General features: G+C 36.6%; 12 protein-coding genes. 1 reads left to right on the top strand and 11 read right to left on the bottom strand.

Annotated elements, in window-relative coordinates; translation table 11 throughout:
* Positions 1-55 precede the first annotated feature (55 nt).
* Positions 56-787, top strand: coding sequence for a tyrosine-protein phosphatase (locus tag I6U50_RS07080; RefSeq protein WP_198638339.1), 732 nt, complete (start codon positions 56-58; stop codon positions 785-787).
* Positions 788-1,198: 411 nt separating this feature from the next.
* Here the strand turns inward: I6U50_RS07080 and I6U50_RS07075 are convergent, their stop codons facing one another.
* From I6U50_RS07075 to I6U50_RS07025, 11 genes are all read right to left on the bottom strand, one after another.
* Positions 1,199-3,604 (bottom strand): GumC family protein, encoded by a 2,406-nt coding sequence (locus I6U50_RS07075; RefSeq protein ID WP_198638338.1) that lies wholly within the window; start codon positions 3,602-3,604, stop codon positions 1,199-1,201.
* Positions 3,605-4,381: a polysaccharide biosynthesis/export family protein gene (locus I6U50_RS07070; protein ID WP_198638337.1), complete on the bottom strand. Its 777-nt coding sequence runs from the start codon at positions 4,379-4,381 to the stop codon at positions 3,605-3,607.
* Between the two features lie 10 nt (positions 4,382-4,391).
* Positions 4,392-6,368, bottom strand: coding sequence for a polysaccharide biosynthesis protein (locus I6U50_RS07065; RefSeq protein WP_198638336.1), 1,977 nt, complete (start codon positions 6,366-6,368; stop codon positions 4,392-4,394).
* Between the two features lie 96 nt (positions 6,369-6,464).
* The gene (locus I6U50_RS07060; protein WP_198638335.1) at positions 6,465-7,625 is read right to left on the bottom strand and encodes a DegT/DnrJ/EryC1/StrS family aminotransferase; all 1,161 of its coding nucleotides are present in this window, start codon (positions 7,623-7,625) and stop codon (positions 6,465-6,467) included.
* Positions 7,618-8,220, bottom strand: a complete 603-nt coding sequence (locus I6U50_RS07055) for an acetyltransferase (RefSeq protein ID WP_198638334.1) — start codon at positions 8,218-8,220, stop codon at positions 7,618-7,620. The genes I6U50_RS07060 and I6U50_RS07055 overlap by 8 nt, the downstream gene beginning before the upstream one ends.
* A gap of 2 nt (positions 8,221-8,222) precedes the next feature.
* Positions 8,223-8,828 (bottom strand): sugar transferase, encoded by a 606-nt coding sequence (locus tag I6U50_RS07050; protein ID WP_198638333.1) that lies wholly within the window; start codon positions 8,826-8,828, stop codon positions 8,223-8,225.
* Between the two features lie 48 nt (positions 8,829-8,876).
* On the bottom strand, positions 8,877-10,043 hold the full coding sequence (locus tag I6U50_RS07045; RefSeq protein WP_198638332.1) for a glycosyltransferase family 4 protein: 1,167 nt from the start codon (positions 10,041-10,043) through the stop codon (positions 8,877-8,879).
* On the bottom strand, positions 10,028-10,996 hold the full coding sequence (locus I6U50_RS07040; RefSeq protein ID WP_198638331.1) for a polysaccharide deacetylase family protein: 969 nt from the start codon (positions 10,994-10,996) through the stop codon (positions 10,028-10,030). The genes I6U50_RS07045 and I6U50_RS07040 overlap by 16 nt, the downstream gene beginning before the upstream one ends.
* A 325-nt stretch (positions 10,997-11,321) precedes the next feature.
* A complete protein-coding gene (locus I6U50_RS07035; protein WP_198638330.1) occupies positions 11,322-12,530 on the bottom strand; it encodes a hypothetical protein in 1,209 nt (402 codons plus the stop codon).
* A gap of 3 nt (positions 12,531-12,533) precedes the next feature.
* Complete coding sequence (locus I6U50_RS07030) at positions 12,534-13,454, bottom strand: GNAT family N-acetyltransferase (protein ID WP_198638329.1); 921 nt, start codon at positions 13,452-13,454, stop codon at positions 12,534-12,536.
* 91 nt (positions 13,455-13,545) lie between these two features.
* A complete protein-coding gene (locus I6U50_RS07025) occupies positions 13,546-14,661 on the bottom strand; it encodes a glycosyltransferase (RefSeq protein WP_198638328.1) in 1,116 nt (371 codons plus the stop codon).
* Between the last annotated feature and the right edge of the window lie 55 nt (positions 14,662-14,716).

The following is a 14,716-nucleotide window of genomic DNA, read 5'->3' as shown; positions in this document are numbered from 1 at the left end:
AAAGATGCTAAATTCGATTTAAAATTATGTAATTTTATACTTCTAAAACTTAGAAATGCTATCTATTTTTCAGAAAAAATTTTTTTTGGCCGATTTGTTGGGCGGTTTTACCGATTTTCATAACCATTTATTACCGGGCATAGACGATGGAGCAATTAGCGTAGAAGATTCTATAGCTATGATTCAGAAGTTTAATGAATATGGGGTCACAAATTTTGTAGCCAGCCCGCACGTGATGGGCGAATTTTATCAAAATACCCCTGAAACCATTTTCCCGGCTTTAGAAAAAGTAAAGAAAGCATTACCCAAAGGAAATTCTATTAAGGCAGCAGGTGAGTATATGATGGACTTGTATCTCATAGAGCAACTGGAAAAAAACAAGGTACTGCCAGTTACAAGTAATTATGTTTTAGTAGAAATGTCTTATTTCCAGGCTCCAATAAATTTAACCGAGATCTTATTTAAAATACAGAATAGTAATTTAAGACCAATACTTGCACACCCAGAACGTTATGCTTTTTATCACGACAGCAATTTTAGCAAATATAAGGATCTAAAAGAAAGAGGCTGTGATTTTCAATTAAACATGCTGTCCTTAAGTTCTCATTATGGAAGCAGTATACAGAGAAAAGCCTTTCAACTATTTGAAAACGGAATGATAGATTTTATTAGTAGCGACGCACACCGAATGGAACACCTGGAAAAAATTGGAAATATAAAATTAAATAAAAAGCAAGTTTCTGCCCTGGAGCCTATAATTGAAAAATCCAAAGCCTTATTTCAATAAAAATTTGAATCTATAATTAGATATAAAACTAAGATAGCTAACTACAAAACACTTCGACTTTCGACTCCTGTGGCGTCGGCTGAGTGTGACAATACGTTTTAATAATTAGCTTCTCAGAAACCAGGAATGTAGGTTCACCCAACTGCAATGCGGAAAAGTTTGTTCTGAAGGCATAGCAGGCGAAGAATCAAAGCGATGTCAGGCTGAGCCCGAATAGACGGCCGGGAGGACGAATATTAGGAAGGTCGAAGCCGGCTTTTTAAAAACATCAAATCTAGTGACTTACGACCAGGCACTTCGACTTTCCACTCCTGTGGCGTCGGCTAGCTTTAAAACCAGTTCAAGGTAACTTTAGCCTCTTAAAGTACGACTACTTTTTGTAGATATTCAAAAAATATAGCCTGAAAACCCTTATTTACTTCCAGACATTTTATTCTTTATTCGCTGCCAGCGAGAGTCCTTATCTACACCATAACCATATCCATAGCCATACGAGTAGCCATAATTAGCTCCATAAGAGAACTTTGAATAATCTACATCGTTAAGAATAATAGCAGGACTTTTAAGCTTGCCCTGTTGTTTTAGTTCTTTAGGGAAATCCAACATTTTCTTATCGGTAAAATCAGATCGCACTACATACAAAGTTGTATCAGCCAAAGGACTAATCAATAGTGTGTCAGTTACTATCATGGTTGGGGCGGTATCTACCAATACAAAATCGTAAATTTGGGCGGCATACTCCAATAAACTTTCCAGTCTATCGTTCATTAGCAATTCTGCCGGGTTAGGTGGAATAGGCCCTGAAAGCACCATATCCACTTTTATACCAGCCTCCTTTTCCACCGAAATAATTTCTTTTTCGGTCACATCCAAATCGTACAGATAATCGGAAAGACCTTTTGGAGCAGTATCGCTAATTTCTCCATATCTATGAAGTTTCGGATTCCGAATATCAGCACCTACCAGCAACACTTTTTTACCGGTACTAGCCAGGGTACGTGCCATATTATAAGATATAAAAGTTTTTCCTTCTCCTTTTATAGTAGAGGTCACAAATATCACCTCTCCCCTGTCCTTGTTTTTATTCTGAAATAAATAAGCCAAATTTGTTCGCAAAATCCTAAAAGATTCAGCCAGCGGAGTCCGGTCGTTTAATTCTATTCGTTGGTTTTGCTCTTTACCCACCCGCGGTACTTCTCCAATAAATGGAATATGTTTTGTTAATCCGCTTAGCTCACCCTTATGATGAACTTTGGTATCCAGGAGGTTTTTAACAAGAATAATCAAAATTGGAATAATTAAACCAATTAAAAACCCTCCCACTAAAATAAGCCAGGGTTTAGGATCTACAGGTTCATTATTGGTAAAAGCCGCATCTACAACCCTTGCCACCGAGGCTGTTGCAGCAAATGAAATAGCCGCCTCTTCTCTTCGCTGTAAAAGGAATAGATATAGTTGCTCTTTTATTTGCTGCTGACGCTCAATGCTTCTCATGCCCTTTTCCAAACCGGGGAAATTACTAAACTGGCCCTGAGCCATGTTCCCTCTTTGGTTAAGCTCCCTTAATCTTACATTAATTGAACGCCGGGTGCTTTCAATATTTTCAAAAAGATTTTTTCTTAAACTATCGAGTTGCTGAGTTAAAGTTTGTACCACAGGGTTACGTTCTGTACCTCCCTCGAGGTACATATTGCGCTCCATCACGAGACTGTTATATGAATTTACCAACCCCGAAACGCCTCCTTCACTAATTCCTACATCGGGAAGTAATTCATAATTTCCCTGGCTTTTTAATAAATCCTCAACCGAATTTAAAAGTTGTAGCTGTGTTTCTAAATTAAAAACTTCCTGTTCGGCTGCGGTAAACTTAGATTGGAATTGGGATGCACCACTACTAACATCCATTATTTGATTTTCCCTTTTGAAATCGGCAATATTCACTTCAACCGAATCTAATTCGGTGGTAATCATCTCCAACCTGTCTTGTATAAATTTCGTTGTGTTTTCTGCCACCTCCTGTTTATCTTTAACGCCTTCCTCGTTGAAACGTTCCATTAATTTAGCAAGAAAATCTTCGGATTTTTTGGGTATTTCCTGCACTAAACTTAGAGCTAAAATGTCTTTTGCCTGCCCTTTTTGAGCTATTTGAAGTTTACCTATATAATTAGCAGCAACAGACCTAAGCGATTGTATTTTAATCGTAACCGGACTGGTTTTTCTAAAAGTTCCTTCCTCTTCGCCAGATTTTGGTAAAATAGTAAATTGCAGATTATCAAGATTAATCACCTCTCCAATACTATGATTTTTTGAATAACCACTGGCTTCTTCCTCCAACATAAAGGAAGTATCAGAGGTTGGAGTCACGACTAAACTTTTGGAAACTGAATGCACTAAACTATCCGGGGTAATAAATTCAATTAATACCGGACTTGATTTATAAGCTTCCACGGCAATTACATTGCCCTCAATAAAATAACTAATATTATGATCTAATTCATCAACAACACTCTCTACGAGCTGTTTAGATCTTAATTTTTCAATATGATTTTGAATACCATCATCCTGTAAAGAAAAAATAGCTCCTCCACCTGATGGAGTTGCATTGATTGCATTCTTTTCCTGGTCATCTACAATCATCATTGTAGCTCCCGTTCTATATTTTGGAATGGTATATCTATTATAAAGATAGGCAATAAGACCACCCATAAGAAAACCAAACAATATCCATTTCCAATAAGCTAAATACTTATATAGTTCGGCTTTTAGGTCAAAAGTAGACTCTTCCCTTTCCTCGTTAAAATCGTTTAATTCTTCCATCTATCGTGTGAATATAAAAATTAAACTCAGGGTTGAACTAACAAGTCCTAAAATAGCTCCTGGGCTACCAAAAAAACCTGCAGATTTCATTCTGGCATACGTAGGCTCAACATATACAATATCATTCTGTTTTAAATAGAAATAGGGGCTTTTAAAAAGATCAATTTCAGTCATATCTATAAATCCAACCGATTTTACACCGTCTACCTCTCTTATAACCCTTATATTTTGACGTTTTCCGGTATAGGTAATATCGCCACTCATAGCCAGGAGTTCGGGCATAGTTACTCGACCATCGGTAATTTGAACACGCCCCGGTGAACCTACTTCGCCTAAAACCGTCACACTAAAATTCACAATTCTAACATCTACCACAGGATCTTTTACATATTCTGAAATCTGTTTTTCTAGTTTTTCCTGTATCTGCGTACGGGTTAACCCCTCCACTACTACACTTCCGAGTACAGGAAAATTGATCGTTCCTTCCGGACTCACCAAATAACCGGAAAGTGATTGGTTTTGTCCACCGCCACTACTTCCCTGTCTTTGCTGACTGTTTTGAAAGGGTTGTACTAGTTCTTCGTTTACCGAAGAAGAAGAAACATTAATTCTTAGGACATCGTTTCTTTCAATCTTAGGCTCATACTCCAAAAGGTTTACCTCACCTTCTAAATTCTCAACCTCGTTAAAATAAACAACCTGATCTTTTGTGGCGCAGCTAGTCACTATAATACCTAAGAAAAGAAAACATAAAGCTTTCCTTATTGATTTATACATGCAGTTTCTTTTATTCACTTATTACTTCTTCTTTTGTATCCAGGCTTTCAAATAATGAATTGTTACTCTTAAATTCAGGGATAAGGATTTTCATTTTTTTAACCATTTTCTCAGCTTTTAATGAATTCGCCGATTTAATAATCTTTTCTATCTTTTCCTTAATTTGTTCGTGATCACGTACCACTTCCTGTCCAATCATAATTTTTTTATGGTGTGTTGGAAGTGTTTTACATTCATCATTAAGTAGCTCTTCGTAAAGCTTTTCACCGGGTCTTAAACCTGTGATTTTCACTTTAATATTTTTATTTGGATCGTAGCCGGCAAGTTTAATCATTTTTATGGCCAAATCCATAATTTTTACCGGTTCTCCCATATCAAAAATAAAGATCTCTCCTCCTTTCCCCATAGCTCCGGCCTCAAGAACCAACTGGCAAGCCTCGGGGATCGTCATAAAATATCTAATAATATCAGGGTGCGTAATGGTTACCGGCCCTCCTCTTTCTATTTGTTTTTTAAATAGAGGAACTACAGAACCATTAGAGCCCAGTACATTTCCAAACCTGGTAGTGATAAACTTAGTTGTGTTTGAATCTTCCTTTATTTTTGAGTGATAAAGTGACTGTACATACATTTCGGCAGCTCTTTTTGAAGCCCCCATCACGTTACTGGGGTTTACTGCTTTATCTGTAGACACCATCACAAAATGTGATACGTTATATTTTAGAGAAAGATCGGCAAGATTTTTTGTTCCCTGGATATTAACAAAAACCGCTTCGTGTGGGTTTTCTTCCATTAAAGGCACGTGCTTATAGGCTGCAGCGTGGTATACCACGTCTATTCCCTGGTTTTGGAACATAAGCTCCAATCGCTTAAAGTTACCTACATCACAAATAATGAATTTACAATTCAAATTAGGGAACTTTGCATTTATTTCAAGACTTAATGAATGTAGCGGGGTTTCTGCCTGGTCTAGAATAATCAATTTCTTCGGATTATACTGGGCAACCTGCCTTACAATTTCACTTCCTATAGAACCGGCTCCCCCGGTTACCAAAATAGTTTTACCGGTTAACTGTTCTATTTTATTTTCAGGGTGAAGTCTGATAGGTTCCCTCTCCAGAAGATCTTCAATTTGCAAGGATTTTACCTTCTTAGCAATAGGTTGCTCGTCTTCTCTCCAGGTAGAAACTATTGGAGCATTAAACACCTTAATATTATTTTCAAGACAATCTTCTACAAAATTGAACTTTTGCTCGGCAGTAAAATTATTTTCGGAGAGTATAATGGCATCTGCATCTAAAGACTGAACCGCTTTATGAATTTTAGTTGAATAATTCACTACCGGCTTATCCAACAACCTAATACTTTTATTGTGCTTTTCATTGGTTAGAAAACCAACTATTTTAAACCTTCTGGGAATTTCAATATCTAAAGCCCCGGCAATGGAAATCGCATTTTCATCTGCCCCTAGTATAACGGCTTTTAGAATATCTTCATCCCTACTAACCAGTTTAAAATATTCGTAAATCTGTTTTACACCTAATCTGAATAAAAACAGTAGGGAGAAAGAGGCACATAAATTAATAAATAAGCCACCTATCAAAAATATTTTCTCTCCTATAGCAAAATAACTTACATAATTAATAAGCAATAAAGTAAAAAATGAACTTATGGTTGCTAAAAGCAATTTTAGTGCATCTATGTTGGAAGAATACCTAATAATCCCCGCGTAGGTTTTAAACACATAAAAGTAGAAAATATGAACCGCTATTACGATAAAGGCCTTATCATAAAAACTAAGTATGGTGTAATAATTTGGGGTAAGGTCCACAATAATTAAAACCGTGAACATGGTAGATATGGCTACCAAGGAAAGGTCTATTAAATAAACTGCCCACCTGGGCAGATACTTTATATTCCTTAAATCGAGAGCATTATCGGTTCCCGATAATATATTTCTTAATATTTTACTTAATTTATCTCCCATAATTATCTACTCGTGCATCGAGATTTAATTACTTTTGAGGCCTGGCTCTATGTCAAAAACTGCTTATAGTATCTACTAAAATACCTCGCAGGTTGTTTATTTATATTCTTTTAAGCAGGACAAAATTCCATTTTTAATTCGTTCTTTTTGTTCCTGAGACAAATTAGATCCCGAAGGCAAACAAAGTCCGTTCTCAAACAAGTTTTCTGCTATGCCATCTCCATAAAAAGCTGCGTTTCTAAAAACAGGTTGCAAATGCATGGGTTTCCATAAAGGCCTACTTTCTATATTTAAAGTTTCCAGATGCAAACGCAAATCTTCACGACCTATTCCACCGGTTTTCTCTTTATCAATACTTACAACACTCAACCAATGATTGGAAAAAAAGTCATTGTTTGGAGCACTATGAACTTTAACCCCTTCAATTTCAGAAAACAAATCTACATAAAAATCATGCATTTCTCTTCGTGCACGCACCCGTTTATCTATTACCTGCATTTGGCCACGCCCAATTCCTGCCGAAATATTACTTAATCTATAGTTGTATCCTATCTCGCTATGCTGGTAATGAGGTGCAGTATCCCTGGCTTGTGTGGCAAGAAAAACCGCTTTTTCTTTAGCAGCGGGGGTTTTAGTAATGAGGGCACCACCTCCCGAAGTGGTAATGATTTTATTTCCGTTAAAAGAAAGAATAGCATATTCAGAAAAAGTTCCACACTTCTCTCCTTTATAAGTACTTCCCAAAGCTTCAGCGGCATCTTCAACAACCGGAATATCAAACTCTGAAGCAATTTTATTAACCTTATCTACCTGATATGGCATCCCATATAAATGCACGGCTATTATTGCTTTTGGTTTTTTTCCTTTGGCAATTCTATCTTCAATAGCCCTTTTTAAATGTTTAGGACATAAATTCAGGGTCTCTTCTTCACTGTCGATAAACACAGGAGTTGCACCTAAATAAGCAATGGGGTTTGCCGAAGCAGCAAAGGTCATACTTTGACAAAGCACCTCATCGCCTGCTTTTACACCCAGCATCACCAAAGCCAAATGCAAAGCTGCTGTACCGGAACTTAAAGCCGCTACAGCACCTTCTTTAGAAGATTTACTAAATAAAAATTTTTCAATATCATTTTCAAAGCCATTCACATTAGGCCCTAATGGAGCCACCCAATTCTGCTCAAAAGCCTCATTGACGAATTTTTGCTCAGTTCCTCCCATGTGTGGAGAGGATAACCAGATTTTATCTTTATTCATTCAAGTATTTTATAATTTTTCCCGGATTGCCAACAACAACGGCAAAGTCTGGAACATCTTCAATAATTACGGCACCGGCACCTATAGACGCCCATTTGCCAATTTTCACCCCCGGGATGACCGAAGCCCCCGTACCCACCTGAGTACCTTCACCAATATTTACATTACCGGTAATTACGGTATTGGGTGCTATATGCACAAAATCCTCAAGCTGCACATCGTGTTCAACAACCGCACCAGAATTAATAATACAATGTTCTCCTATGCTTGAACCTGAATTAATGATAGCCCCGGGCATGACCACAGTACCGGCTCCCATTTTAATATTGTCTGAAATTATTGCGCTAGTGTGACTAAGTGCTTCAGCTATTGCCCCGGTAAACCTACGTGCAACCGATTTTCTTATCATATTATCACCTATCGCAAAAACAGAAGGGCTGGCAAGCTGATCTTCGGTAGGTTTATGCGTTACCTTTAGGCCAAGAAATTTTTTAATTTCCACATTATCATCAAATATGGCATCTATTTGAAGATTCCTGCTTTTTACAATATCATAAACCACTTTTCCGTGACCACTGGCTCCGTAAATATTCATCTTTAATTCTTACCGTTAAAGGCTTCCGTAGTAGCCATATTTGCTGTGTTTATTCCTTCAGAAATCAACACCTTCTTTATTGTTTTAAAAATAATTTTTAAATCTAATGCAAAAGATAAATTTTCAACATACCAAACATCATACTCAAACTTTTTGGTCCAACTAATGGCATTTCTACCATTTACCTGCGCCCAACCGGTAATCCCAGGTTTTACATCATGTCTTTTTTTCTGCCTTTCTGAATATAAACTTAAATATTGCGGCAATAAGGGCCTTGGACCAATTAAACTCATATCGCCCTTTAACACATTAATTAGCTGCGGAATCTCATCTATGGAAGTTTTTCTTACAAATTTCCCAATGACAGTTAACCTATTTTCGTCCGGGAGCAAGTTTCCTTCAGCATCCCGTTCATCTGTCATGGTTTTAAACTTGACAATATTAAAAATCTGTCCATTTTTTCCCGGTCTTTTCTGAAAAAAAAAGGGTTTTCCTGCATTGGCCAAAGCTAATAAAATTGTAACTGGAATCAATAACGGACTAAACACTAATAATGCCGTAAAAGCAATAAAAAAGTCAAATATTTTTTTAAAAAAGTGTTTATACATACGAACGCCTTAGACCTTATAATTCCATTTTTTTTTAGCCGAGCAAAACTATGATTTTATATACAGTTTCTCTAATATTTTGTACTCCTTTAACAAAATTTGCCAAAATTCTTTGCGTTCATAATACTTACAAATCTCTGTACGCGCATTTGAAGCCAGTCTTTCAGTAAAATTATCATTTTCAACCAATAATTGCATCGCTCTTAAAAGAGCTGAAGCATCTTTAACCGGAATGATTACCCCATTAATTCCCTCTACAATTATTTCGTTGCAACCATTAATATCACTCACTATTGCCGGAAGGTTCATTGCACCGGCTTGCATTACCACATTGGGAAAACCCTCGCGGTAACTGGGAAATGCCAGGGCATTTGCAATGGCAAAATAAGGCCTTACATCTTCCTGATATCCCGTAGTAACTATCTTTTCGTGCTGCTGAATTGTTTTAAAGGTTTCTTCTTTTAAGGGATCCAATGCTTTTTCAAAAGGCCCAACCAATAGCAATGTGCTGTTTTGTTGCTGCTTTTGTAGGTTTGTAAACGCGGTTACCAATTCGTTGATTCCTTTTTCACTAACCAATCTTCCTATAAAAATAAAAACAAAATCCTCCTGCGGAATACCCAGCGACAATCTTTTATTCCTTTTTTGGGTTTCATCAAACTGATTAGGATCAAAGTAATGGGTATCGATACCATTTGAGCTTCCTTTCCCCAGTACTTTTAGTTTATTTTCTTTGGCAAAGCCCTCTTTAAGGATAATTTCCCGAAGACCCCGGGAATTAGGATAAACTTTTGTTGCTAAACTATAGGTAAACTTTTCTACCAAGTTTAAAATCTTTCGTTTACTACCGGTAGTTTCCATAAGTGGCAAACCGGCGACCGTATGTAGTCTAAGTGGTACTCCCGCCATCTTTGCTGCCAGCATTCCCACAATTCCCGCTTTAGGCGTATGTGTATGAACAATCTCAGGTTTTTCTCTTCTAAAATAGTTATATAATTTCCAAACTGCTTTTATATCCTGCACCGGGGTAATAGCCCTGGTCATTTCTACCCAAAAAGTATGTACGCTATTGTTTTCCGCATATTTCTCCAGTCGTTCTTTCTCAGCAGCCACTGCCGTAACCTTATAATGCTGATTCATATAGGTTAGTTGTCCCTCCAGGAGTTTTTCCAGGGATAGTGGGATGGTGGTGATACGGATTAGTTTTTTGGGCATATATTATTATTTACTTTAAACATATCCTTTGATTGAAACCCAAATTTATCTCTTAAAATCTGGAATCTGGAAAGAATAAGTTCCAAATCTTTTAAATTTGCTTCCGGATTATTTCCAAAATTATGCGGATGCCACCATAGATGATAAATTTCACCTTTCCTGGCTGCTTTTTCCATTTCTGAAATAATACGTTTTAATTTTAAACTATTAAGTGTATTCATGCTGCTGTAGGGACGCAAAAGTCTACTAGCCATTTGCGGGACAACTCCAGATTCTATTTGAAAGATTTCTTCCTTTTTATACGACTTATTACAAGGCCCAAGGTAGGCGTCTCCGGTTCTAAAAATTTTTTGCGCCAGACTATCCTTTTGGGTATCCTGCCAATACCAGTCTTTAGGATTAGACCTTATATTGGCAATCCCTAATTCAGCACATACTTTTAGATAATCTTCATTATACTGGTTACGGGGAAACACCAGGGAACGCATTTCAATTTCTTGTTTTTCAGCAAACCTAATCGCTCTCTTTAAATCACTTTTGAAAGCCTCGCGACCCTGACCCGGCTCCAGGCAGTAATAGTGGGAATAGGTATGGGTTCCTATCTCCTGATTTGGAGTTTCAGCAATAAATTTTATAAGTTCCGGTGCAAAACAAAGTGCTTCGGTTTCTTTGCTTTGAATAGATTGACCATATTGATATGCCGATAATTCCATATTGTTATAAGCAGGTACAATTTTAGGTATATTTTCATTCCATTCGTCCCAATTCTCGTTGAATAACATCCCTACGGTAGCCCAGGTACAGGAAATTTCATATTTTTCAAATAGCTTAAGCATCTCAGGAATTACTTTACGGGTATTTTGAAAATACTCTTTTTTTTCCCTCCAGTCTACTTTATCAAACACTCCCCATAAAAGTTCAAAATCCAGGGAAATTACTAAGGCACCTTGCATTTGTTGTTCGTTTATTAGTTAGTTGGTGAATTTATTAATTGGCTGATTGGTTAATTCGTTAGTTCGTTTATTGGTTGGCCGCGGGTTGGACTTATGTTAGTTTCGATTAAACGGCAATCTTTAATAGCTATAATTGAGAAGTTTTAATTTAGGCTTTATTGTCTTTTATCTATTTCTATCCCAGCTTAAGCATAACTTCATCTATTCTTACATTACAAATTTCGAAATTAAGGATTGCCAAATCCCGGATTAACTATTTTCGATTTACGAGTTTCCAATTCCCAAATTAACAAATCCCTAATCCCAATTAACCATTTTCTATTCTTTATTGCGCAACTAAATCCGCTTCTTCTGCCTTCTGCCTTCTTTTTAGTAATCTGCGTTTTTTTAATATTTTATCATACTTTTTTTGCGCCAAATAATAATAAATTACAAAGAATAGGAAGTACATCACCATAGACTTTTGACGCATGATAATTCCCAGGTTAGACATAACGAAAGCCATGGCGATCGAGGCTAAAAAAAAGGTGGTCAAACTCATTTTAACGCTAATCGGAGACTTTTTTAAAAACTTAAGAAAATCTCCTTTTACTATTTTAAAAAACAAGAGTAGATAAATTAAATTTTCTACCGACACAATAAGTCCCAAAACCCCGGGAGCATCAAAAAACAAAGGACGAAACCAAAAGGTAAATAGTTTAACCGGTAATGGATAGTTGGCCATATCTACTCCTGAACCAGATTTGGCAAGTTCCCCTCCTCTTTCTTCAGAGAACTCAGTAAAGCCTTCAACCAGATCCTCCGATTCGTTAAGCCCAGCCATACCTAATATTGTATCTTGCACCATAAGTAAACTCCCAATCATTCCTACATAGACTACTAGTTTTTTCCAAAAGGCAATTTTCTCTTTTCCGGTCATAAATCCCAAAACGGTTCCCGCTGCAACAAATAAAAAAACATGGGGTCTAATATAATAAGTTATTAATGAACCTATTAATAATGTACCCCATCTGCTTTTGGGATCTTTAACAGCATAAGCAAACATCATTAAACTCATAAAAATAGGAGCTCCTTTCCCCAAAGATGCTGTCCAAAAATGCATATTTGGCAGAAAAAGAATAAGTGTAAGGAAGTCTATATTAAACACCTTAATTTTAATAGGTATATTTTCCCGGAAAAATAGATAAGCATATACAAAACCAATATAGCCAGACCAGGCAAAAAGCACCATCATCATTTCATAACTAAAGCCTAGCACATTAATAAAAGGCCAGCTCATAAAATCTATAAAAGTGGTACTGGTACCAAAATATTCCCACCATGAGTCGAACATTTGTGGTCTTTCGTAATAACGTTTAGAATCTGATGGACTAAAATAAGCGTATGTATAATAAACACCAAAAAAAAAGAGATGGTATAAAAAGAGCAAATTCATCAGTTTTTTGGAAAACCATCGATATTTTTTCTCAAAACTGTTAAAAAGCCCCTGATTTAACAGGAATAGAAAAAGTATTAATACTATTGCTCCTATCATAATCTAAAACAATTCCAGGTCTCCCAAGCTGTAGGTCCAATTTTCTAAGTTTAAAAGTTTGGGAGCATGTAAATTTATAGCTTTATAGGTTAATACCGGCCCAAAATCCCCGGCAATACCCGTTTTAAATTGAATGCCGCTTGCAGGAGCAATACTTAGCACTTGCGCTCCCGAGGCTTTTGTCAATTGAAAAATTGCTGTTTTTGCCTCCTTTTTTCCATTTGTAGTACAAATCACTTCAGACAACCTAAACTCTTTAAATTTATTTCTTTTTTTAACGTAACCGGCAATAAAATATTCTTTATTACAAATCACGGCATAATCCTGTAATGGATTATTGATATAGCGCCAGTTTAAATACGATATATTTTTAGGCGTAAAAAGTTGGTTGGTCTTTTTTTGCTTTTCAAAAAACAGATTTAGTAGATTTTCACTAGAATTTATTTTCCCCTGGACCTGATTAGTAAACTGCTTGTTTTTTTTAAAAGGATTTAAAGCCCGTAACTCAATTTTTAGTTTAGCAACTTCTTTCCACCCCATTTTAAGATAGCCAGGCTTACTTTGGGAATTTGGCGTATTAAACACAAAATGATCCCCACGCTCTTTTCCCAGTTCTAGAGCTTTTAAGGTAAGCTTTTTAAAGATGCCCTTCCCCTGATGCCCAGGATGCGTAGCTGTATCTACAGCGCGAAATGCGCTATATACCTCTTCCTCACGCTGCCATTTCCAACGCATAAAAGCCCTTACACCAATAATTTTATTCTCTTCCTCAGCTACCAATACCAGAGACTCCCCGAATGGATTCTCTATATGCTTATAGCGCCATACTTCTTCTGTTTTCTTAGAAGAGGTTTCCCCTAAACTGGCTTTTAGTACGCTTAAAATTCCAGGAATATCAGAATGATCGGCTTCTCTTATTTGCATTTGAAATTCGTTAATTCGTTAATTCGGGATTCGTTAATTCGATAAATCACGGCTTTTTCATTTCCTCTAATTTTACCCAGTTACTTCATCACTAGATAACTTCCTCACTCATCTCTACATAATAACTTTCCAACTCCTCAACCATTCGCTGAAGACTAAACGAGTTTACCACCCTTTTCCTGGCCGCCAGTTTCAACCTGTTTAGTTCTTCTGGATTATTAATGAGGCTTTGAACGCTACCTGAAAGCTCCTCCCATTCATCTACAGGAACAACCAGGCCATCTTTTTTATTTCTAATCACTTCCTTAATACCTCCTGCATCTGTAGATACCAACGCACATTCCATACTCATAGCTTCTAACAAGGCTATAGGCAAGCCCTCAAATGAAGAGCTCATCATAAAAATGTCCATAGCCTCAAAATAAGGCTTTACATCAGTTTTTAAACCAGGAAAGAAAACCACTTTTTCCAGGCCTAAGTCTTTCCATTCTTTTTTTATTTCTTCTTCCAGGGGACCGGCTCCAACAATTATTCCATAAACATTCGAATGCTGCTCCCTAATTTTCTTAATCACTTTTAACCATTCTACCAGGCGTTTCTGAAAACGAAATACGGCTACATTACCAAGCACTATAGCGTCTTTTGATATCCCTAATTCTTTTCTGATTTCAGAAATACCGGTACTTTGAAAAGATTCGGTATTAACTCCGTTTAGTAATGTTTTAACCGGAATTTTTGGCTGAATATTCTTATTGATGGAATTAGTAACATCCTGTGATACTCCAAAGGCCAGGCTTTGGGAATTAAATGTAATTTTGTTTATTGTTTTAGTAGCTATATGGTAGCGTTCCTGCATATTGTGCTCTGTATACAATACCGGGATTCCCGTTTTTTTATGTACCAATCTACCTACAAAACCGGCCCAGGGCAGGTGACAATGAATTAAATCAATTTTATACGATTTACAATAAGCAATAATTTTTTTGTATTGCGATAATAATCTGATATTGTCTTTGGCTTCTAAACAGGTCACTCTCCCACCGGCATCTTTAATTGCTGACTCCATTTGGTCTTTCCAGGGTAAAAAATAGATATAATGAAAATCAAATTTTTTCTGGTTATGCAATTTGAGCGTTTCAGGAAGCAGCATTTCAGCCCCACCCCTGCCAAGGGATTTAATAATATGAAGAATTTTTATTTTTGTCATAGTTTAAATCAAAGCGCAAAGTTAATTCATTCTCAGGCTTACACAAGAAATTTAT

Source organism: Salegentibacter maritimus (assembly GCF_016236975.1).
GTDB lineage: Bacteria > Bacteroidota > Bacteroidia > Flavobacteriales > Flavobacteriaceae > Salegentibacter > Salegentibacter maritimus.
This window is presented reverse-complemented; position numbering and strand designations above follow the sequence as displayed.